The organism is Streptomyces sp. NPDC088915 (assembly GCF_044749825.1).
GTDB lineage: Bacteria > Actinomycetota > Actinomycetes > Streptomycetales > Streptomycetaceae > Streptomyces.
Window position 1 is genome coordinate 64,406 of sequence record NZ_JBIVIR010000024.1, and the last position, 18,897, is coordinate 83,302.

Genomic DNA, 18,897 nt, shown 5'->3' on the forward strand with positions numbered 1-18,897 from the left:
GACGAGACGACGATGCGACGCCCTCGCAGGACCCCGCCGCCGACCGTCCGCGAAACGCGCCCGGCGCGGCAGGCCCCCGAGAAGCAGCCCCGCGTCCTGGCCGCCCGCCTGTACGAGCTGCACCGCGAGACCGGCAAGGACGAGCTGTACCTGGAGCGCTGGCCCGGTGATCACGAGCTGTTCGGCGTGCTCCAGTTCGCCCAGGAGCACGCCGCCCGGCTCACGGGGGAGGCGTACCAGGAGGCGGCGGTGCTGAGGATGCAGCTGGCCGAGTGGCTGCGCCTCGCCGCAGACCCCTTCCAGCTCGCTGCGATCGACGACGCTCGCGCCAGCGGTACCTCGTGGAAGGAGATGGCCCTCAAGCTCCGGTACCTCGACCGGCTCGGGGAACCGAACCCCGGAAGTGCGATGAATCTCCGCAAGCGGCTGTACGTCGCCGTCAACGGCCGCCCCGGCGACCGGCGACAGCCGCAGGTCGCGCACCTCATTGACCGGCGGGCCATGGAGGCTCGGATCGCCGAGGCCCAGTTCATCGCCGCCGGGGAAGCGCGTTACGCGGAGCTGGACGCGGTCGCGCGGGCCCTGCTGAAGCACCACGAGGCCGGGGAGATCCGAGTCGACCCCGACGATGACGAGTTCTGGTGGGAGCAGCTCACCGAAGCCGTGGACGACCGGCACAACGCCTCCGAGCGCGCCAACCTCCTGGTGTATGTGCGCGGCGTCGTGCGCGAGGCACGGGCGTACGCGAAGAGGACGGGGCGCCCCCCGGCGGCCACAGAGGAGGCGGGGAGCGCTCTGGACGTGGCGGCCGGGCTGGTCGACCTCGACGCAGACGGCTGATCTCCGGCGTGCCCGGAACAGTGAGGGCCCGGACCGATTCCTCGGTCCGGGCCTTCGCATCGTGCGGCCTATGCCGTCGCTGACTGCTCCGCCGAGCAGCACCGGGCAACCTGCTGGAAGCCCATGATCGGCGCGTCTCCGGACCGCGGACGGTGCGTACCGCACTCGTCCAGCACCTCGACGAGGCCACCGCACGTGGCACGCGGGCAAGGGCACTCGATCGGATCGGGTTGACCGTTGACGAGGAAGAGGTGCACCTCGAAGCCTTGGGTCATCCGTACGTCACCAGCACGATGAAGGTGACGGCCACCGCCGCCAGGATGGCCAGGCCGGCGAGCAGGGAACGGGCCTGCCCTTCCGCACGGCGGTGTTCGTGCGCCCGAAGTCCCCGTACTACCCCCCGCGCGATCTCGTCCTCGGTCATGCGGTCCCCCCTCCTTGTTCTTCCGTCGCGGCTGGTGACGCCTTCCGGCTGGAGCCGGTTCGCCCGTTGTGCACTCCGCGTCGCGCGGCCGGCCAGGACAGAGCCGCCCCGTGGGTGTGCTGCCGATAGACGACGTCACGGGCCAGGCCCGCCGCCGCACCGATCTGCTCGTAGGTGGCCCGAGCGTTCTCCGGCCTGCCTGCACCCTGCCGGGCGGCGTCGGCGGCTTCGTGGGCGGCGCGGCCTGCGGCGTCCGCTACGAGCATCAGCAGCTCGATGCGGAGCAGGGGGTCCATGGCGCGGCTGGCCGCGCGGGCCAGGAGCTCGACGCGGTCGGCGCCCTGGACCTGGTCGGCCTGGTGGACGAGCTGCTCGACTTCGGCGGCGAACATGTCGACGTCGTACGTCGCCAACGGGACCCCCTCTTGTTGGTTGTAGCCAACGACGCGGACGAGCGTATCGAGTTCTGCTGGCTCCAGCCAACGAGTTCCGCGAATCCCTCCCCCCGCGCGCCACGGGGTGGTATGACTCAGGTATGACCAATCCGAAGAACCCGCCTAAGGCGAAAACGGCGATCACAATTCCACAAGAGGTCCTCGATCACCTCAAGGAGCGGGAGGCCGCAGGACAGATCAGCAGCGTATCGGGGCACATCACGTCTCTGCTCCAGCGCGAGCAGGAGGCCGCCGAGGTGGACGCCGTACTCGCGCGGCTCTTCCCCGGCGAGCGCCCCACCGCTGAACACCTGGAGTGGGCTGCGAAGGCTCTCGGCGTCAGCGTCAATGCCGGGCAGAGCAGCGCCGCGTGATCGGCGGCCGCATCCTCGACACCACGGCGCTGACCGCCGCCGCCCGCGGAAGCCTCTACATGCAGGCCCTCCTGTCGGTCGCGCACCAGCGAGTCATCCCGCTCCTCGTCCCGGCGACCGCCCTGTCCGACGCATACGCCGACCTCAAGAGCGACGCGGCGCACGCGCTGTCGACCATCGTCCAGTTCCCCCTCCTGACCGTCGCCCCGCTCGATGAGGCGGACGCGCGGGGGGCGGGCATACTGCGCGCGAACATCGACGGTGAAGCAAGCACCACCGCCGGTCACGTCGCCTACCTGGCGGCCGCCCGGCAGTGGCCGGTGATCACCGGCGATCCGGAGCGGCTACGCGCTCTGTACCCGGACATCGAGACCGAGGCGCTGCCGTAAGGAAACGCGAGAGGCACCCCGGAGGATTACCTGGTCAAGTTGACCCGTTCACTCCGCCGAGGGGCCGCCCGGTGGTCCGATCGACTCGACGACGTCGCCGCCACCCGCTTCCTCAGGTCATGACGAAGGCCCCCGCCGACGGCGGGGGCCTTCGTCATGACGGCGCGGTCAGGCGACGGCGACGCGCTCCTCGCCCTGCTGCCCGTCGGCTTCCAGCTCGGGGCGCGCGGCGGGGACGACCTTCTTCGGGTACACCTTGTCGATCGTCTCGATGTACTCGGCCAGGCGGGTGCGGGCTTCCTCCGCCTGGAGCCGGACCGCGTCGGCGTCCTTGCGCTCCATGGCGGCGATGTGCCGTTCCTTGACGCTGCCGATCGCCGCGGTGGCGCGGGTCAGGGTCTTCTGGGTCCGCAGGACCGCAGGGGGGGCGGTGAGCGCGGGCGCCGCGTCGTCGCTCTCGTCCGTGATCAGCTTGATGGGGTACTTGAGCTCTGCGGCCGCCCGCTCGAACTGGGCCGCCGTGGGGCGCCGGCGGTTCTCCGCCGCCGCCAGCTCCCACGCCTTGGGGATGACCGCGAGGGCGGCGTCCTCGCCGTGCTGGTCGATCACCGCGGCGATGACGACGGCGTGGGCGGGCCTGGTGATGCGGTGCACTTTTTTACACCGGTCGTTCAGCGCCACCACCTTGACCAACGCTGCGGCCTCCCGGACGAGCCGGTGGACGTACTTCGTGCTGATCTCCAGCACCTCGGCGCCCCACAGCTCGAAGCTCGCGCGGTCGGAGTGCTGCCATAGGTCCTGCTCCTTGGCGTAGGCCAGGAGCAGGCCCTTGTTGACCGCACCGACGGCCAGGACGTCGGCGACGGCTTCCTCTCCGCTCTCCTGGGCGTCGCGGAGCAGGGCCGTCACCTGCTCTAGCTGCTCCTGGGGAGTTCCCTTGATGACGCGCGCGGGGTCGATGACGTTGGTGCCGGTGAAACGGTCGGCCTCAAGGCCGGGCACCGTCTTCACGGGCTGGGCGCCCTTCCGGAGCCGGCCTGCGGCCATGCTCGGTCGGGCCGGCGCCTGGGCGCTCATCGGGTGACCTCCACAAGAAGCTCCTTGGCGAGATTGTGCATGTCGGAGTCCGCCTTCAGCCGGGGAACCGTGCCGAAGCTCTGGGCGTACCCCGTTTTGGACTCGGACGCGGGGATGTCGGACTTGAGGACGTGCAGCCCTTCCCGCTCCAGCTCCTCACGGACCCCGTCGGCCGCGCCCGCGCTGGAGTTGAAGCGGGTGAGCAGGCAGACGACACGGGGCCGGTGGCCGGACATGGTCTCGACCTCGTCCATCGCGCCCAGGATCGATGCGCCGCGGAACTTCTCCATGCCGCTCGGGTAGAGGCTCAGCACGAGGAGGTCCGAGGATCGGATGGCGGCGAGATGGGAGTTGTGCTTGCCGCGATCCCAGGCTTTGGTGTCGATCAGGGACAGGCCGTGCGGCGGCCGGAGCCGGTCCACTTCGGCCTTGAGCGAAGGCGCGGCCGGGGCGCGGTAGACGGGGGCGCCGAGGCCCTCGCCGTCCAGGGGAAGCATCTCGGCCCACGCGAGCAGGGAGCCGGGCTCCTCCTGGCCGTCGCTGTCGTCGGCGTCGTGAGCGACGGCGGGGATACCCATTTCCTTCCAGTACCGCAGGAGGTGCGCGAGGTTGGTGGACTTCGCACTCCCTCCCTTGCCGACGAACGAAATCGTCCGCCCCTTCTTCGGGAGGGGGTTCTTCCAAGTCCAATTGGTCATGGGCCGGAGGGTACCGACAACCGGGCATTCAGGAGGGAGCGGACGCCGGTTTTTAGTACGACCACCCTCCAAGACGAACATCCTTGCCGCACTCGGGTCAACAACCGCCGAGGGCGGCGGGGGTCTGACGGAAAAGAGGCCGACGGGACGCCCGGGACTGGAGGAGGATGCTGCGGTATCCGGGGCTGACGGTGCGGCGTCCTAGGGTTATGACGCCCGAGCCCCAGAACCGATGATCGGAGTGTCCATGCGTCACCAGGCGGCGGACATCAGCCGCAGGCCCGTCCCGCCCGAGGTCGCGGCCGCGAACAGGGAGAAGGGTGCCCGACGATGATGGGCGAGAACTACCTGCTGCCCGCCGGCATCGGCTTCGCGGCGCTCTGCGTCTTCGGCACCGTGGCCCTGGTCCTCCGCTCCCGCCGTACGCGCGAGCAGGACAAGCTGTCCGCGGAGGACCGCGAGAAGCTGGCGGAGGAGCGGCGCAAGACCTGGAGGCGACGCCTCGCGGTCATCAGCCTCTCGGTCTCCTTCATCATCATCTTCTGCATCGCGGGCATCGCGGCCTGGCTCAGCTTCGGCGCGCAGAAAGCCTACGCGTTCGACCGCAACGGCGGTTCGTGGACCGCAGCCACGGGCTTCGCACTCCTACTGGACGCCGGCGCGCTCGGCCTGTCGCTGCTGCGGCTGTTCGAGGCGCTGACCGCTCGGTCCAGTCAGCTGACCCGCTTCTATCTGGTCGGATTCATCGTGGCCTCGGCCGTGATGAACCTGCTGCACACCCCGCACGCTCCCGGAGAGCCGCCTACCCTCGGTGGCCGCCTCGTCGCGGTCATCCCGCCCCTGGTGTACGCCATCTTCCTGGAGTCCCTGCTCAAGAAGGTCGAGCAGCTAGTCCTGGGGAAGTACCCGAAGAAGAAAAAGAAGAACGCGGAGCGGGGCTACAGCCTGCTGCTGTGGGTGCCGTTCGTCGGCTACCCCCGGCAGATGTGGAAGCAGTGGCGCAAGGACCTGCACGACACCTTGCAGTATGTCCGCGCCCCCGGCTCCCGCACCCCGCTCCCCGCGCCGGTCGCAGAAGCGAGCCCGGAGCCGGTCAAGGTAGAGGCGCCGCCGCGAGTGGAGCCCCGACCCGCTCAGCAGGAGACGCCCCGCACGGTGCCCGGCACCCTCGAACCGCACGAGCCCCGTCCCACCCCGGCCCGGCACGTACCGGCCCCCCCGGCCGCAGCGGAACCCAGTGGTGCGGCTGCCAGGCCGATCGGTCTTCCTGCGCCGGCCCCTGCGCTGGTGCCCGCACCGGCTCCCACCCCCGCACCTGCTCCCGCCCCCGCCCCGGCCGCGGACCTGGCCCCTGTCCGGTCGACGCCGGTTCAGCCCGTGGGAGCTTCCAGCAGTAAGCCGAAGAGTCACCAGCTCCGGGATGCCCTGGTGGCTCAGATCCTCGCCGGTGACCTGAGGGTGTTGGACGTCAACTCGCAGGTGGCCAACGGGGCGGCCTACCGGGCCAACATGGCTCTGGGGCAGGCCGCCGGGATGGGTCTCGACAGCGACGGGAAGCAGGAGGGCCTCATGAAGGCGGGGGCGGTACGTACGGCCGTCAAGCAGCTCCTGCCGGAGCTGCGACGTGTAGCGGCGGAGGCGCAGGCCGAACGCGACCGCCGAGAAGCGGCCGCTGCGACTCCCGAGCCCGCGCCGCAGCACCATGCCGCGGAGCAGACGCCTGGCTCGGATGCACCCCGCGAGCGCCAGGAGGACGACGAGCCCGCCATCGGACAGCAGCGATCGGCTGATGCGAGCGAGGCGGTGAGGGAGACCGCGCTGGCGTGACGAAGTGGTTCGACACGACTGAGGGGCCCGACGGATCGTCGGGCCCCTCAGTCGTGCTCGATGGCTCGTGCGGCTACGAGGGCAAGGACCGGAGCCACTGAGCCAGGTGCAGCGCCGAGGGCCGTTCGCTCGGCCGCGCCGTGAGCACGGAGCGCAGGACCTCCTCCAGCCGAGGCCACGCGACGATCCGTCCGAGCGGAGGCCACCGGCGCACGAGGACTCCGCGGAGTCCCTTCGCCGTGAAGGTGGCCGGGTCGATCCCCAGCTGGGTGTAGTCCAGCGGCCACGAGTTGGTGGCCGCCCACCACAGGCCGGCGGCCAGGGCGTAGGTCTCGTCCGGCTGGCTGGGCGCGATCGGCCTCTGTTCGGATTCCACGCGGCGGATCAGCTCGGGGGACATGAGGTGCAGCAGCCCGCTGTGGGAGGCGTAGGAGGGCGGGAGCTCCAGGTGCCAGGCCCAGGAGCAGCCGATCAGCCGTACTCCGCCCCGGGCGTGGATGGAGTGGTGGGGCTGGACATCACCGTGCACCCATCCGCTCTGGTGCAGCGCGCCGACAGCGGTCGCCAGGTCCACGGCGGCCGCGAGTGCCTGCGCCCGGTCCGTGTCACCGTCTCGGACCGGGCGGAAGACGTCCCAGGTCGAGGGGCCGTCCAGCCAGGGGGTGAGCTGCCAAGCACTCTCGGAGGTCCTGCCGCTCTTGGAGCGTGCGCCGTACGACACCGGGGGGACGGAAGCGATGTGCCGGAGAACCCCCGACTCCCTGGCGACCACGGCTGCGTCCTCGCTGCGGCCGATCTTCAGGGCCCACTGGCCCGCCGGGCCGGTCACCTTCCACACGGTCGTGCTGCCTCGGTCCTTCCTCAGCTCCCACCTGGCGGGGGTGCCGGCGAGCTGCTCGGCCTCGGCCCGCCCCTCCGTGGGCGCGGTCGTCTGGCGCGGGATGCCGAACTGGGCAGCGGCGGTATGCGCGGTGGTCTCCGACATGGAGGTGCCTCTCCTTGAGGTGTTCGGGTGCGGGAGGCCTAGACGGTGACGCCGTGGGCGGCGAGGCGGTCCAGGTCGACGGGGGTACAGCCGAGGAGCGTCACGACGTCGCGGGCCGCGAGGGTCCAGGGCAGTCGCGGGTCTTCGTAGTTCACGAAGGTCAGGCCGTCGCGGGTCTTGGGCGCAGGCGCAGGCGCGAGCGTGCGGGGGTTGTAGGGGATGCCGGCCACTCCCCAGGGCTGAGGACGTTCGACGAGGGCCGCCGTGTAGCCCTTGCCCAGTTCGGGGCAGGCGCGGACGGATTCGGCGGCGCAGGGTTCGCAGATGGGCGGTGTCGCGGTTGTTTCTCCATCGCGGATCTCCTGCCCTTGATCGGCTCGCACGAGGAAGAGATGCCGGCCGCCCCAGCGGCTGAACGCATCGCCGTACGTCGACGCCGCGCAGACCTGGCACAGCATGTGGCTCATCGCCTGCCGCTGGCGCAGCGGGTGAACTCCGCCCAGGTGGGGCCGTCCGGCGCCGCGCAGCGCCGACCAGCGGACCCACAGGGTGCCGTTCCTGCGGTCGACGACGTCGAGTTCGTCGGCGTAGGCGATCCCGGCTCCCCGGGAGGCTCGGACAATCGTGCCGGCCCGAGGGGTTTCATGGCTCCAGGGGGCGATGAAGGGAACGTGCCATCCGTTCCAGGTGATTTGCCGCGGGGCGCTCACACGGCCTCCTTTATGCTGCCGGTCTCCGTGAGTCGCTCCAGGAGGCCGTTGGCCGTGCTGGCCATCCGGCGCAGCGTCCCGATCCTCGGCTGGTAGTCGGTCGGCAGGTCCTCGGCCATCAGCCGGTCGGCGTGCTGAAGCAGGGCGGACACCTCGGGGTCCCGGTTGTTCGCGGCCAGGGCGATCTGGGCGAGCCTGATGAGGTCGGCGCGCAGCCGCTGGTCGAGGTCTTCGCACTCGCCGGCCGGGGGTGCCTGGTTCCCGAGCACGTCGCCGATGTCGTCCAGGATCTCGTCCAGCGGCTTCACCTCTCGGAGGCGCTGGGCCACGCGGGCGAGCAGGTCGGCCGGCGGGCCCGGCGACCGCCGGACGTAGGCGGGTGGCACGGGCATGAGCGGGCGGGACATCGAGGACTCCGGTAAGTAGAGGAGGTGAGCGGGGTGGTATCCGTCGACGACGGTCACTTCGGGGCTCCCGGCCGGATGGCGGCCCAGACCCGCAGCCCGTTTCCCGAAGTGGGGTCAGCGCCCCATCGCGCCGCGAGGGCGTGGACCAGGAGCAAGCCGCGACCGCCTTCTTCGAGGCCGGCGTTGGAGTCGGTCCGCGCGGTGAGGGAGGCCTGCGGCCGGGGACCGCTGTCGCGTACGGCGATCTGGATCTCGTCCGGGTGGCGCTCGATCTCCAGGCGGATGCGGCGGGACTCCGTGTGCTCGATCGCGTTCGCCGCGATCTCGGCGATCACCTGTTCCGCCGTGTCGATGTCGTTCGGGGAGACCTGCCAGGCGGTGAGGGCGGCGCGGACTCGGCGCCGGGCGAGGGCGGGCATGGTGGGAGCGCGGTCGAATACGTACACCTGGCTGTCGGGGCCGTTCGCGGTGGATGCAGACACTGACGTCACGGGGTGCCTCCGGGATTGCGGGTGCTGGACGAGGGGCCCGACAGCGCGCCGCCGGAGGGCGGGGTAGGCCAGGCGCAGCGCTCGGCGCAGGTCGGTAACGGGGAGTGCGCGCCCCCCGGACTGCGGCCAGTGGTGCCAGACCTTCAGGTCTCCGCAGGGGCCGTTCGTCTGGTGGGGGCTGGCGAGCCAGGTACCGGCGTCGAGCGTCCAGACGTCCTCACTCCAGACGCCCCCCTGTCCGGGCTCGGTGAAGAGGTACGTGCGTGCCCGGGTCAGGTCGAGCAGGACGGCGGGACGCAGGTGGGGGTGGAGAGCTTCGAGCGTGTGGAGCACACCGTCGCCGAGGCGGGCCGGTATGGCCACGGCATCGCCCGGCAGGCCGGCGGGGAGTCGGGCGCTCAGGGCGCCGAGACAGCAGGCCTTGCCGATGTCCGAGGCGCTCACCGGGTACCCCCGGGGCACTTCGCGTGGGCACGCACGTCCCACGGGAGGGGGTCGCCTCCGCCCGGGGAGGTGGTGAACGCGCGTCCGTCAGGGAAGAGTTGCCCGCCCTGGATTCCGCACCTGATGCACAGCGCGCCCTGGAGCTGGCGTAAGAGATCGGAGCTGACGGGAATTTCGAACCGTCGCTCGGCGACCTGGCTGGGCTTCGACATCCGGGGTCCCTCCCGGTCGGTACGTACGCGGCAGCCCCAGCACCAAGATCACTTGGAGTCGCGAGGTAGACGCGTTCTGTGCTGACTCGACACAGGATGCCACCAGATTCGATACCGTGAACACCCTTCCCGCAGAATTCTGCGAGAAGCATTGTCGCTCGAACACCCATACACAGAGGTGGTCCTGACGGATGCTCACGAACTGGCAGAATTCATCGCGTCGGCGCAGAAGATTTCTTGCCGTGGCAGAAGGGCGACCGACACACTGGCCCTTGCTCGACGAAGGGATGCGAGATGAGTGAAGAGGCAGGATCGGCAGCGCCTGCGCTGTGCCGTCTCCAACTGGCGATCGAGCTGCGGGGCCTACGGGAGGCGAAGGGCCTGACCGCCGCAGCGGTCGCGAAGCGCCTGGTGGTCAGCCCGTCGAAGATCAATCGGCTCGAAGCCGCCGAGAACGGCCTCGTGGAGCCGGCGGACGTGATGGCGCTGTGCGACATCTACGGCGCGGATGCCGAGCACCGCGACACCCTGGTCGGCTACGCCACCGTGACCAAGACGAAGAGGGACTGGTGGCAGAAGCGCGAGCTGGCCCCGGTCATCAGCCCCGGCTTCAAGGCTTATCTGGCACAGGAAGCCGTCGCGAGCGCCGTACACAATTACGAGAACGAGTTCATCCCCGGCCTGCTCCAGACCGAGGCGTACGTGAGGTCGCTGCCGCTCCCGACGCAGGGGCTCACCCCCGCCGAGATCGACAAGCTCGTAGCCGTACGGATGACGCGCCAAGAAGCCCTGCACCGCGAGGACTCCCCGCTCAGGCTGACCGCCATCCTCAACGAGGCCGTACTCAAGCGACGCGTCGGCAGCGCCGACGTGATGCGCGAGCAGTTGGGCCACATAGCCGACCTCGCGACCTCCCTTCCCAACGTCCGCGTGCAGGTCGTGCCGTTCGACCTCGGCGTGCACCCCGGCATGAACGGCGCGTTCACCATCCTGCGCTTCGGTGACCGTTCACCGTTCCGGCCGATCGTCTACCTGGAGAACCGCGCTGACGCCTGGGTCCTGCGCAAGCCCGCCCACACCGATCGTTACGACGAGAGTTTCACCGACCTGCAAGCGGCCGCTCCGGGTCATACGGAGTCCGTGAGCATGATCCGCAAGGCAATCAAGGAGTTCTGACATGGCCCACCTGGACGCCGACCCGCAGCAGACCGGGGACTGGTTCACCTCCAGCTACAGCGACAATCAAGGTGGCCAGTGCGTCCAGGCCCGGCGCCTGGCCACCGGCCCCGCCGGCAAGATGGCGGTACGGGATTCCAAGGACCCCGACGGCGGCACTTTCGAGTTCGGCCGCACCGCGTGGACGAGCTTCGTCGCCTTCGCGACCGAGGTGGGCGAGCCGTCCACCTGAGCGCCCTCGGCGTGACCGGCCCCGGCAGGAGATCCTCCTGCCGGGGCCGGGTTCGTTTCTGCCGCTCCTCGACGGACACGGGCCAGCACCACAACGCGGAACGCCCCCGGCGATCGGCGGGGGGCGTTCCGCGTGCGGGCACTGATCAGTTGGGGTCCAGGCCGGCCGCTTCCGTCTCCTGGCGGACGTAGTCGCCGAGGTTCGACGCCTTCCAGTTCGGATGCCTCGCCGGGAGCAGGCCGCGGTGGCTGCCGTGGAGGCTGTCGTGCTTCCACAGCAGAAGCGCGGCCTCCCCCGCCTCCTGGCGTCCTTCCTCGGGGTCACTGCCGGTGTCGGCGGCCGCGGCGAGGTGGCGCTGAGCGAGCGCAGCGCGGTGCAGGTAATACTCCCGTTCCTGCTCGGCGGTGGTGGTGCCGGCAGCGTCACTGAGCCGGAGGTCCTCCACCATGCGCTGCACCTTGTGTGTCGAGCGCAGGAGGTCCCACAGGTCCTCGGTCATCGGGTACGTCCCTTCTTCGTCGAGCGGATGGTGAGCCAGGCCGTGGTGACGGCGGCGAAGGCGCCGATGGCGCGGTGGAGCGACTGGTCGAGCTCGAAGGCCGCCGAACCGGGACCGGTCGCCTCGACCTGGGCGGCCCCGTCCTGGTCGACGCGGCGCACGACGGTGCAGTGGTCGACGTACCCGCCCTTTCCCGCCTTGGCGGCCAGCCAGAGCAGCGGCTGGCGCTTGTCGATCACCAGGTGCGTGAGGCCGTTGATCGCCGCGCCGGCAAGCAGTGCCGGGGCCGGCACGCGGTAGCCGAGCACGCGGGTGAGGAGGACCGTTCCGGTCAGCTGACCTGCGGTGTAGCTGGCAACGTGCCGGGCCGCGCTGATCCAGCCCAGGCGGGTGGCGGTCATGGTGGGCTCGCCCGCGCGGTCGTCGCCCTCGACTTCCTCGCCGACGCGCGTGCCGTCGCGGTAGACCAGGTGGTGCCCGCAGGCTCCCTTGTTCGCCGCGTCCTTACCGCTCTGGAACCACTGGTCGAACAGCGGGTGCAGCGCGTCCCAGGTCGCCAGGAGAGCACCGGTTAAGGCCAGGGCCTGCGCGGGGGTGGTTCGCTCGGTCATCATGGGTGTTCCTCGTTTCGTCGTTTCGGAACTGAGGGCCCCCGGGGCTGCCGTGACGCCTCCAAGCAGTCGGCAGCCTCGGGGTTCACGCCTCCGGGTTGTCTTCATGGACTTTGCCCTGCCGCGAGGCGGTCACGATGTTGGTGCCGACGGGGCCGGACCAGCCGCAGCGGCAGTGGGCCATCACCTTCCCCGGCTTTTCTCGGCTGTCGTAGACGCCGGTCTCGTGCTCGCGCTGCGGCCGAGGGGGGCGGGGGAGCTCGCCGCCGTTGGTGTACATGGCCGCGCGCTCCGTTGACTGGGTCAGCCAGTGGCGCCACTGGGCGGTGTCGCCGTCGAGGATGCGCTGGTGCCGTCCGGCCACGGAGGTATGGTGCTGCCCCAGCTCGTGGCCGATGTCCCGGAAGGAAAGCCGGGCCCGGCCGTTCGGACCGGGCTCGCGGGCGTACAGCAGCAGTTCCTCCTTCAGGGCGGTCATGCGCGTTTCCAACCGCCGCACGTCGCAGAGGTACGTGCTCAGCGCGCCCGGGGTGATCTCCTCTCCCCCGCGCAGAGCCTCCAGGGCACGCAGAGCGCTGTCGGCCTCGTCGGCGACGGCCCAACTGGTTTCGGGGCCTCCCTTGAAATGGAGGATGTAGGACGTGGTGCCGTCGGGCCAGTAGACGCTGGGACCGGCGAGCTCCTCCGGCTCCATCACGGTCGTCACCGGAGTCCAGGTTTCCGGGTCCAGTTCGACCTGCGCGATCTTCCACTGCGTACCCGTGTAGCTACGGCTGTACGTGGCCACAGATACCCTCCGTAACTTTGTCGGTGTTTACCGACGAATCTTGTCGGCATATACCGACAGGCGTCAAGCGCTCAGGACCGCCGACGACGGGAGGGGGCCCGATCCGGCCAGGAAGCACGTGAGCCCCCGGCGGGGCCGGGGGCTCACGGTGGACGGTGCTGGTCTACTGCGGGACCTGCTGGTACCGGGCGATACGGGCCTGGACGAAGCGCGCGGCGTCGCTGTTCTCGCCGAGCGCGGCGGAGACAACCTTGGCCAGATCGCTCCCGATCTGGACGACCTCGGCGGGGTCCTTGACCTGCTGCCAGGTGTGGACGGCTCGGCGTACGGAGCCTTCGGTCTCCGCGTGGGCCGCGCCGTACAGGGCGATCTGGAGTCCGGTGGTGTGCAGGTACCAGCGGGCGGCCACGGCCGGCTGGCCCGCGAGGAGGGCGAGCCAGCCGCGGATCTCGCGGAGGCGGACGGTGTGGGCGTGCTGCTGGCCGTACTGCGCGGTGAACTCCTGGTCGAGCTTCTCGGCCTCGATGGCCGCGGCCGCCAGGCCCTCGCGGTCGTCGGGTCGGCCGAAGGCGGCGACGACGGCGTTGATCCGGTCCTGGTAGGCCGTGGGCGGCCCGCCCTCGGGAGAGGGAGACGACGACACGGCGGCCGCCTGCTGGGCGGAGTCGGGCCCGGCAGCCGCCGCCGGCGCAGCCTCGGCCTGGACTCCTTCCGCCGTTTCGGCCTCGGCCGGAGCGGCGGGAGAACGTTGGACGTCTTCGGCCGACGGGACCTGCCGGGGGACGGCGGGCTTTACCGGCTGCGCGGGCTCCTCCAGGTCGGGAGCCGAATCGGGAGCCTGGCCGCTCTCCCAGAAAGCGGGTGTGACGGCGCCCCACGGCCGGAGCTGCTGGTGATCGTCGTGCACGGCGGGTCCTTGGGGTAGGTGCTCGGGTCTGCTGTGTGCTCGGGGATGGCCGGCGGTCTAGATGTTCACGCCCTTCTTGCGCAGGTAGGGCAGCGGGGCGATGTCCGTCCCGTAGTCGGGACCGGTGCGGACCTCGAAGTGCAGGTGCGGACCGGACACGTTGCCGTCGGCGCCGGACAGGCCGATGACCTGTCCTCCCTTGACGGTGTCTCCGGCCGAGACCCTCAGCTCCGACATGTGGGCGTACTGGGTGTACATGCCGTCGGCGTGACGGATGATCACCTGCCGCCCGTAGGCGTTGACCCGGGAGGCCGAGACGACTTTCCCGGGTCCGGCGGCCCTTATCGGTGTTCCAACTCCGGCGGCGAAGTCGATCCCCGTGTGGTAGCCGCTGGACCACATGCCGCCGGACTGGTGGTAGGGCGTCCCCAGCGGGGCGCTGACGGGCTTCGTCCACTCCCCCGACATCTCGGGGTCCCCGGATGTGTCAGGGGCGGTCAGCCTGGCCTGGGCCGCCATGATGAACTTGACGTAGTTGTAGGTCTGGCCCTCCGCGAAGGACGCGGGCGGGACCCCCTTGTGCTGCTGCACCCGGCCCCATCCCGCGTTGTATCCGGCCAGGGCGAGCTCGATCGGGGAGCCGTTGTATTCCGGATGCTTCTTGGCGGTCTTCAGAAGCTCGCACATCATCTTCCCCTGGGACGGAATAGCGTCCTCGGGGTCCCAAACGTCTCTTTTTCCGTCGCCGTTTCCGTCAATTCCCGACGAGGCCCAAGTGGTCGGTATGAACTGCGCTATCCCGTCCGCGATCGGCTTTCCCGTCACGGGGTCCTTGGACTGCGCCTTGGGATTGAAATTCGACTCCGCCTGAAGCTGTGCGGCCAGGATTCCCGCCGGCAGGCCCTGGTCGCAGGACGCTGCGGCCTTCTCGATGAGTGCCGCGTACTCGGCGGGAACGTATCCCTTTCCCACACGCAGCGTGCCGGCGCTCAACTCGAAGTCGCCACCGCCGCCGCCCCCGTCGTCATCGTCGGATGCTGCGATGAGAAGGATGATGCCGAGTCCCAGTGCCAGCGGGCTGACGACGAATGCCGCAGCCAGCAGCGCGATCCCCCGTTTGGCCTCCAAGCCACTCCCCCTTGCGTACACCGTGGGCCGTTCTGTGGCGCCGCGCAGAGGGAGGTGCGGACCGGCAGCACTCCGTCCGCCCGTCCGGCGGACCCCCCGCAGCGGCATCAACGTCACCCTGCCACATCGCATTTCCACCCCCAAAGCAAGTAAGACGGGTGGCCGAGGAATCACCCTCACGAGGCGCAACAGATCGGGGCAAAGGGCGTTAAAGATTACAAACAAAGACAAGTCAGGTGCCGCATAAAGGAATTGACAGGCAGTCCGCCCCAAGGGCACCACTAGTGGTGCGGCTGCCCGGCATAGACTTCCGGACACGTGTTCACATCCAGTGACCGCCGTGATCGTTACATTTGCAATGCGGGGGAGCGTTGGCTAAGAAATCACAGGCAGCCGTGACGTTGCCCGACCAAAGCCGTTTGGTTGTACCGGTGTTGGCTTCGGTCGGCGGAAGCGGCCGCTCCACTGTCTCGGGCCTACTGGCCTGTTCACTGTCCTCCCTGGGAACCGTCGTGCTGGACACCGTCCCGCGCCTGACGTCGCCGTGGCCGTCCTGGCCCGACACGCCTGGCTCGGGGCTGGCGTCCGTACCTCCGGACCAGCCGTTCACTCGTGCCCAGGTCCGCGCGGCCGCCTCGCGGTCGACCGGGCCGGGCGGCGAGTGGGCCGTGCTCACCGACCACCGGGAGTGGCACCACGGTGCCCTCCCCCTGCCCACCGAGCCGGCCGCCTGGTACCAGCTCGCGGCCGGGGGCGGCTGGCGGGCCGTCGTCGCCGATACCTCCCACCCGATGGCCCACGACATCGTCACCGCGCGGACACAGCACCTGCCCGGCCTGACGGCGGCCTGGTGCTCGCTGCCCTTCGCGGTCCCTGTCCTGTGCGCACCGACGACCGGGCCCGGGGTGGCCGCGCTCCAGACCGCCGTCAAGGCGGCGTCCGCCGAAGGGCTGCCGCTCAAGCGCGCGGTCGTGGCCCTGACCTCCCCGGGCGAGGGGCGTCTTCCGGCGGCGGTACGGGCGGCCGCGACGATGCTCCAGTCCCAGGTGTCGGCCGTGGTCACCGTGCCCTTCGATCCGCACATCCGCACCTACGGAATGGCCCAGGCCAACCGCCTGGGCCGCCGTACGACGGACGCGGGTGACGCCCTGGTGGCGGCCGTGCTCGCCTCGGCGCACCGCTCATGGGGCGATCCACTGCCTCCGGCCGTCAGTCCGGCCGGTCTGTCCACTCCATCCGTTCCAGCTCGACCTGCCCAACCTGCTCCTGAAGGGGTCCTCACGCCATGAGCCAGATGCTCCAGACCACTCGCGACCTCGTCACGCTCGCCGCTGACACCCCGGTCATTCCCGGCTTCACTCCCTCCCTGCCCGGCACGCTCCAGAACCCGACGGGCAAGATCCTCGGCTGGACTGCGGGTATCGGCCTCTCCCTGGCGGTGCTGGGCGGCCTCACCGGCTGGGCCTGCGTCGCGATCGGCCACAACAGCGAGCGCGCGCAGCTCGCCTCGCGGGGCAAGTCCGCCATCGTCTGGTCGCTCATCGCCGGCATCGGCATCGGCGTCACCTCCGGCCTCGTGTGGGGCTTCTACTCGATGACCCAGGGGCAGTAATGGCGGCCTACGACAGCAAGGCCCGAAGGGCCCGGCTGCGGTTGACCCTGGCGGGGGTCGCGGTCGTGGCCACTCTCACCGCCGGCGGCATTCTCGGCGTCATGACGCTCAACGCCAACGACGACGACCTCAAGCAGGACCCGAAGGCATCGCCCAGCGCCTCCTCGACCAGCAGCAGCTCCCCGGCGCCGTCGGCCGTCAAGGAGTTCACCCCGGCCACCGCGCCCAGCATTCCGCGGCTCAAGGCGAAGTCCAGCGCCGAAGGAATCGGCACGGGCTTCGAGCACTCCTCGCTCGGCGCGACGTCGGCCGCGATCTCCTACTGGGAGGACCTCGACCTCCTGGACGACGTGATCGCACGGAAGCAGTGGACGGCCATCGCCGCCAAGGACTCCCCCGGCACCATCGACCAGGGCGTCACCGAGGTCCGCAAGGTCCGCGAGGGCGTCGGCCTGCCGCCGTCCGGCGGCACCCCCGACGGCATCACCTTCAGCACCCACGTGAAGGCGGCCCTCACCCGCTCGCTCGACACCAGCGGGGACGTCATCAACGTGTGGATGGTCTTCGACCGCTACGCCACCATCCGCGACAAGGGAGCCGACGACAACCCGCTGAAGGACGAGGTCACCAACCTGGTCTTGAAGTGGGAAAACAGCGACTGGAAGGTCACCACCGACCCGAAGCACACGGCCAAGGTGAAGTACCCCCACACCTACGATCCGGCCAGCAAGTACGCGTGGGCAGAGGGCTGGAGGGCGGTAGCCGATGGCTAGACACCTCGCACGGCTGGTCACCCTGCTGGCCGCCGTCCTGATCGTGCTGACGTCGAGCACGTCGATAGCCCTCGCCGGCGCCAAGCCTCCGGAGCCGTATCCGAAGGAGCTGAGCCACGGCGAGCGGATCGGCATCAACAAGCAGACCGGCGAATACTGCGACATGGACGCAGCCAGCGAGAAGGACCGGCTGAACTGCCGGGCTCCCGTGGACTGCGAGGACTTCCCCGAAGGCATGACGGTCTGCATCGGCGAAGGGTCATCCGACCCCGAGGATGCCGCCGAGTTCGAGCTCCGGGAACTCGGCCGCTGGGAGAAGAAGGCGGACAAGAACGCACCCAATTACGAGAAATACCACGACTACCTCGTCAAGTGCGTCAAGACGGACAAGAAGCCCTTCCAGCAGTGCAACGCCGAAGCCGCCGCGAAGTACCCCCCGCCCGCGAAGACTCCGCTGGACTGGGTGGCGGGCAAGATTTCCGAGATGGCGGCGAACGCGCTCGAAGAGGCCGCTTCGATGCTCGGCCACTCCGTGGTGTGGGTGCTGAAGCAGTTCGCCGAGGCCTTCAACGAGGTCAGCACCATCAAACTGTCGGAGACCGGCATCGGCCCGGTACTGGGCATCACCACGGGACTGTCGCTGATCATCGCGACCTTCTTGCTGCTCGTACAGTTCTCGAAGCTGTCCATCTCGCAGTCGGGCGGGCCCCTGGTCACCGCCGTCGTCGGCCTCGCGAAGTACGGGGCCATCCTCGGCGTGTACCTCTTCGCCACGCAGGTCGCCCTGAACTGGAGCGACACCCTGTCGACGGCGTTGATCAACTACACGTTCGACAGCGGAAGCCCGAACGGTGACGCGTCCAAGGCGATGGAGAAGCAGCTCGGCACGCTCTTCGCCGGCCTGGTCGGCGGCGGTGGCGCCACGGCGGCGGGCGGCGCGCTGATCACCGGCAGCGGTATCGCCCCGACGGCGGTCGGCTTCGTGATCATCATCTCGATCCTGTGCATCCTGGCCATCGGCGCCCTGTGGATCGAGATGCTGGTCCGCCAGGCCGGAATCATGATCCTGCTGGTGATGACCCCGATCACCCTCGCCGGTTCCATGTCCGACTCCACCAAGGACTGGTGGCCGAAGACGCGGAACGCGCTCATCGCGCTGATCTTGATGAAGCCGACGATCGTCATCGTCTTCAGCATCGGGTTCTCCGCGATGTCGAGCGCCCAGGGCGTACGGAACGTGATCGTCGGCCTGATCATCTTCATCGTGGCCGGTACTAGCTGGCCCATGCTGGCGAAGTTCATCGTCGTGAGCAGCAACGGCGAGGGGAACAGCACGGCTTCCGGGATGATCAGCAGCGTCGGCAGCTCCGTCAGCTCCATGTTCGGCGGGAACCAGCCCGCGCTCAGCGGCGCCGGCACCTCCGGCGGCGGAGCCAGCTACACCAAGGCCCTGGAGGGCGAAAACTCCACCTCCGCCGACGGCGGAGGCGGAGGCGGCTTCTGGTCCAAGGCCATGAAGGGCAGCAAGAGCGGCAGCTTCATGAGCAAGGCCGGCGGCGTCGTCGGGGTCGGCCTTCAGGTCGCCGCCGTGGGCAAGGACATGGCGGAGACGTCATTCCAGAACACCGCCGCCAACGCGGGCCTGGGGACACCTGCCCAGGGCGGCCGCCACGTGGTCGTCCCGCCCCGGGGCGGCGGCGAGAGCCCCCCGCCCACCGCGACCTCGGCGCCGACGGAGCCGGACATGCGGCCGATCCCCCAGGAGACGCCTGCACCGCCACCGCCCCGGCCATCGGACTCCGCGAGCGGCGGGGTCTCGGCCGCGTCTCCGCCCACCTCGACCGACGGGAGCTGATGCCC

23 protein-coding genes are annotated in these 18,897 nt (G+C 69.9%); 10 read left to right on the plus strand and 13 right to left on the minus strand.

Annotated elements, in window-relative coordinates:
- Positions 1 to 12: 12 nt before the first annotated feature.
- Positions 13 to 840, plus strand: a complete 828-nt coding sequence (locus ACIP5O_RS33415) for a hypothetical protein (RefSeq protein WP_401300485.1) — start codon at positions 13 to 15, stop codon at positions 838 to 840.
- A 271-nt stretch (positions 841 to 1,111) separates the two neighbouring features.
- On the opposite strand, the gene ACIP5O_RS33420 is transcribed toward ACIP5O_RS33415, so the two are convergent.
- Together ACIP5O_RS33420 and ACIP5O_RS33425 are read right to left on the minus strand one after the other, a co-directional pair.
- Positions 1,112 to 1,264: a hypothetical protein gene (locus tag ACIP5O_RS33420; RefSeq protein ID WP_401300487.1), complete on the minus strand. Its 153-nt coding sequence runs from the start codon at positions 1,262 to 1,264 to the stop codon at positions 1,112 to 1,114.
- Positions 1,261 to 1,677, minus strand: a complete 417-nt coding sequence (locus ACIP5O_RS33425) for a hypothetical protein (RefSeq protein WP_401300490.1) — start codon at positions 1,675 to 1,677, stop codon at positions 1,261 to 1,263. The genes ACIP5O_RS33420 and ACIP5O_RS33425 overlap by 4 nt, the downstream gene beginning before the upstream one ends.
- 122 nt (positions 1,678 to 1,799) lie before the next feature.
- On the opposite strand from ACIP5O_RS33425, the gene ACIP5O_RS33430 reads away from it, so the two are divergent.
- Entirely contained in the window at positions 1,800 to 2,072 is a 273-nt protein-coding gene (locus ACIP5O_RS33430) for a hypothetical protein (protein ID WP_401300493.1), read from the plus strand.
- Entirely contained in the window at positions 2,069 to 2,461 is a 393-nt protein-coding gene (locus tag ACIP5O_RS33435) for a hypothetical protein (RefSeq protein ID WP_401300495.1), read from the plus strand. The genes ACIP5O_RS33430 and ACIP5O_RS33435 overlap by 4 nt, the downstream gene beginning before the upstream one ends.
- 168 nt (positions 2,462 to 2,629) lie before the next feature.
- On the opposite strand, the gene ACIP5O_RS33440 is transcribed toward ACIP5O_RS33435, so the two are convergent.
- Both ACIP5O_RS33440 and ACIP5O_RS33445 read right to left on the minus strand, forming a co-directional pair.
- Positions 2,630 to 3,538, minus strand: coding sequence for a hypothetical protein (locus ACIP5O_RS33440; protein ID WP_401300498.1), 909 nt, complete (start codon positions 3,536 to 3,538; stop codon positions 2,630 to 2,632).
- Complete coding sequence (locus ACIP5O_RS33445; protein ID WP_401300500.1) at positions 3,535 to 4,236, minus strand: hypothetical protein; 702 nt, start codon at positions 4,234 to 4,236, stop codon at positions 3,535 to 3,537. Before ACIP5O_RS33445 ends, ACIP5O_RS33440 begins: the two co-directional genes overlap by 4 nt.
- Before the next feature lie 330 nt (positions 4,237 to 4,566).
- Between ACIP5O_RS33445 and ACIP5O_RS33450 the strand changes: the two genes are divergently transcribed.
- Positions 4,567 to 6,063, plus strand: coding sequence for a DUF2637 domain-containing protein (locus tag ACIP5O_RS33450; protein ID WP_401300503.1), 1,497 nt, complete (start codon positions 4,567 to 4,569; stop codon positions 6,061 to 6,063).
- A 73-nt stretch (positions 6,064 to 6,136) separates the two neighbouring features.
- Here ACIP5O_RS33450 and ACIP5O_RS33455 read toward each other — a convergent pair whose 3' ends face one another.
- The 4 genes from ACIP5O_RS33455 to ACIP5O_RS33470 are packed head-to-tail and all read right to left on the minus strand — an operon-like array spanning position 6,137 to position 9,100.
- On the minus strand, positions 6,137 to 7,048 hold the full coding sequence (locus ACIP5O_RS33455) for a hypothetical protein (RefSeq protein ID WP_401300506.1): 912 nt from the start codon (positions 7,046 to 7,048) through the stop codon (positions 6,137 to 6,139).
- 38 nt (positions 7,049 to 7,086) lie between these two features.
- The gene (locus tag ACIP5O_RS33460; RefSeq protein WP_401300508.1) at positions 7,087 to 7,758 is read right to left on the minus strand and encodes a hypothetical protein; all 672 of its coding nucleotides are present in this window, start codon (positions 7,756 to 7,758) and stop codon (positions 7,087 to 7,089) included.
- Entirely contained in the window at positions 7,755 to 8,165 is a 411-nt protein-coding gene (locus ACIP5O_RS33465) for a DUF6415 family natural product biosynthesis protein (protein WP_401300511.1), read from the minus strand. The genes ACIP5O_RS33460 and ACIP5O_RS33465 overlap by 4 nt, the downstream gene beginning before the upstream one ends.
- Before the next feature lie 53 nt (positions 8,166 to 8,218).
- On the minus strand, positions 8,219 to 9,100 hold the full coding sequence (locus tag ACIP5O_RS33470; RefSeq protein WP_401300514.1) for an ATP-binding protein: 882 nt from the start codon (positions 9,098 to 9,100) through the stop codon (positions 8,219 to 8,221).
- Positions 9,101 to 9,606: 506 nt separating this feature from the next.
- Between ACIP5O_RS33470 and ACIP5O_RS33475 the strand changes: the two genes are divergently transcribed.
- Positions 9,607 to 10,488 (plus strand): helix-turn-helix domain-containing protein, encoded by an 882-nt coding sequence (locus tag ACIP5O_RS33475; protein WP_401300517.1) that lies wholly within the window; start codon positions 9,607 to 9,609, stop codon positions 10,486 to 10,488.
- 1 nt (position 10,489) lies between these two features.
- Positions 10,490 to 10,720, plus strand: coding sequence for a DUF397 domain-containing protein (locus tag ACIP5O_RS33480; RefSeq protein ID WP_401300520.1), 231 nt, complete (start codon positions 10,490 to 10,492; stop codon positions 10,718 to 10,720).
- A 145-nt stretch (positions 10,721 to 10,865) separates the two neighbouring features.
- Here the strand turns inward: ACIP5O_RS33480 and ACIP5O_RS33485 are convergent, their stop codons facing one another.
- From ACIP5O_RS33485 to ACIP5O_RS33505, 5 genes are all read right to left on the minus strand, one after another.
- On the minus strand, positions 10,866 to 11,219 hold the full coding sequence (locus ACIP5O_RS33485; protein WP_401300523.1) for a hypothetical protein: 354 nt from the start codon (positions 11,217 to 11,219) through the stop codon (positions 10,866 to 10,868).
- Positions 11,216 to 11,833, minus strand: coding sequence for a hypothetical protein (locus ACIP5O_RS33490; RefSeq protein WP_401300525.1), 618 nt, complete (start codon positions 11,831 to 11,833; stop codon positions 11,216 to 11,218). Before ACIP5O_RS33490 ends, ACIP5O_RS33485 begins: the two co-directional genes overlap by 4 nt.
- An 82-nt stretch (positions 11,834 to 11,915) precedes the next feature.
- Complete coding sequence (locus tag ACIP5O_RS33495) at positions 11,916 to 12,617, minus strand: hypothetical protein (RefSeq protein WP_401300528.1); 702 nt, start codon at positions 12,615 to 12,617, stop codon at positions 11,916 to 11,918.
- A 163-nt stretch (positions 12,618 to 12,780) separates the two neighbouring features.
- The gene (locus ACIP5O_RS33500) at positions 12,781 to 13,524 is read right to left on the minus strand and encodes a hypothetical protein (RefSeq protein WP_401300530.1); all 744 of its coding nucleotides are present in this window, start codon (positions 13,522 to 13,524) and stop codon (positions 12,781 to 12,783) included.
- A 57-nt stretch (positions 13,525 to 13,581) separates the two neighbouring features.
- Entirely contained in the window at positions 13,582 to 14,652 is a 1,071-nt protein-coding gene (locus ACIP5O_RS33505) for a peptidoglycan DD-metalloendopeptidase family protein (RefSeq protein WP_401300533.1), read from the minus strand.
- Positions 14,653 to 15,164: 512 nt separating this feature from the next.
- Here ACIP5O_RS33505 and ACIP5O_RS33510 point away from each other — a divergent pair.
- The 4 genes from ACIP5O_RS33510 to ACIP5O_RS33525 are packed head-to-tail and all read left to right on the plus strand — an operon-like array spanning position 15,165 to position 18,892.
- Positions 15,165 to 15,941 (plus strand): hypothetical protein, encoded by a 777-nt coding sequence (locus tag ACIP5O_RS33510; RefSeq protein WP_401300536.1) that lies wholly within the window; start codon positions 15,165 to 15,167, stop codon positions 15,939 to 15,941.
- Complete coding sequence (locus ACIP5O_RS33515) at positions 15,938 to 16,264, plus strand: hypothetical protein (RefSeq protein WP_401300539.1); 327 nt, start codon at positions 15,938 to 15,940, stop codon at positions 16,262 to 16,264. The genes ACIP5O_RS33510 and ACIP5O_RS33515 overlap by 4 nt, the downstream gene beginning before the upstream one ends.
- Positions 16,264 to 17,037 (plus strand): hypothetical protein, encoded by a 774-nt coding sequence (locus ACIP5O_RS33520; protein WP_401300542.1) that lies wholly within the window; start codon positions 16,264 to 16,266, stop codon positions 17,035 to 17,037. The genes ACIP5O_RS33515 and ACIP5O_RS33520 overlap by 1 nt, the downstream gene beginning before the upstream one ends.
- Positions 17,030 to 18,892, plus strand: coding sequence for a hypothetical protein (locus ACIP5O_RS33525; RefSeq protein WP_401300544.1), 1,863 nt, complete (start codon positions 17,030 to 17,032; stop codon positions 18,890 to 18,892). Before ACIP5O_RS33520 ends, ACIP5O_RS33525 begins: the two co-directional genes overlap by 8 nt.
- The last annotated feature ends 5 nt before the right edge of the window (positions 18,893 to 18,897 follow it).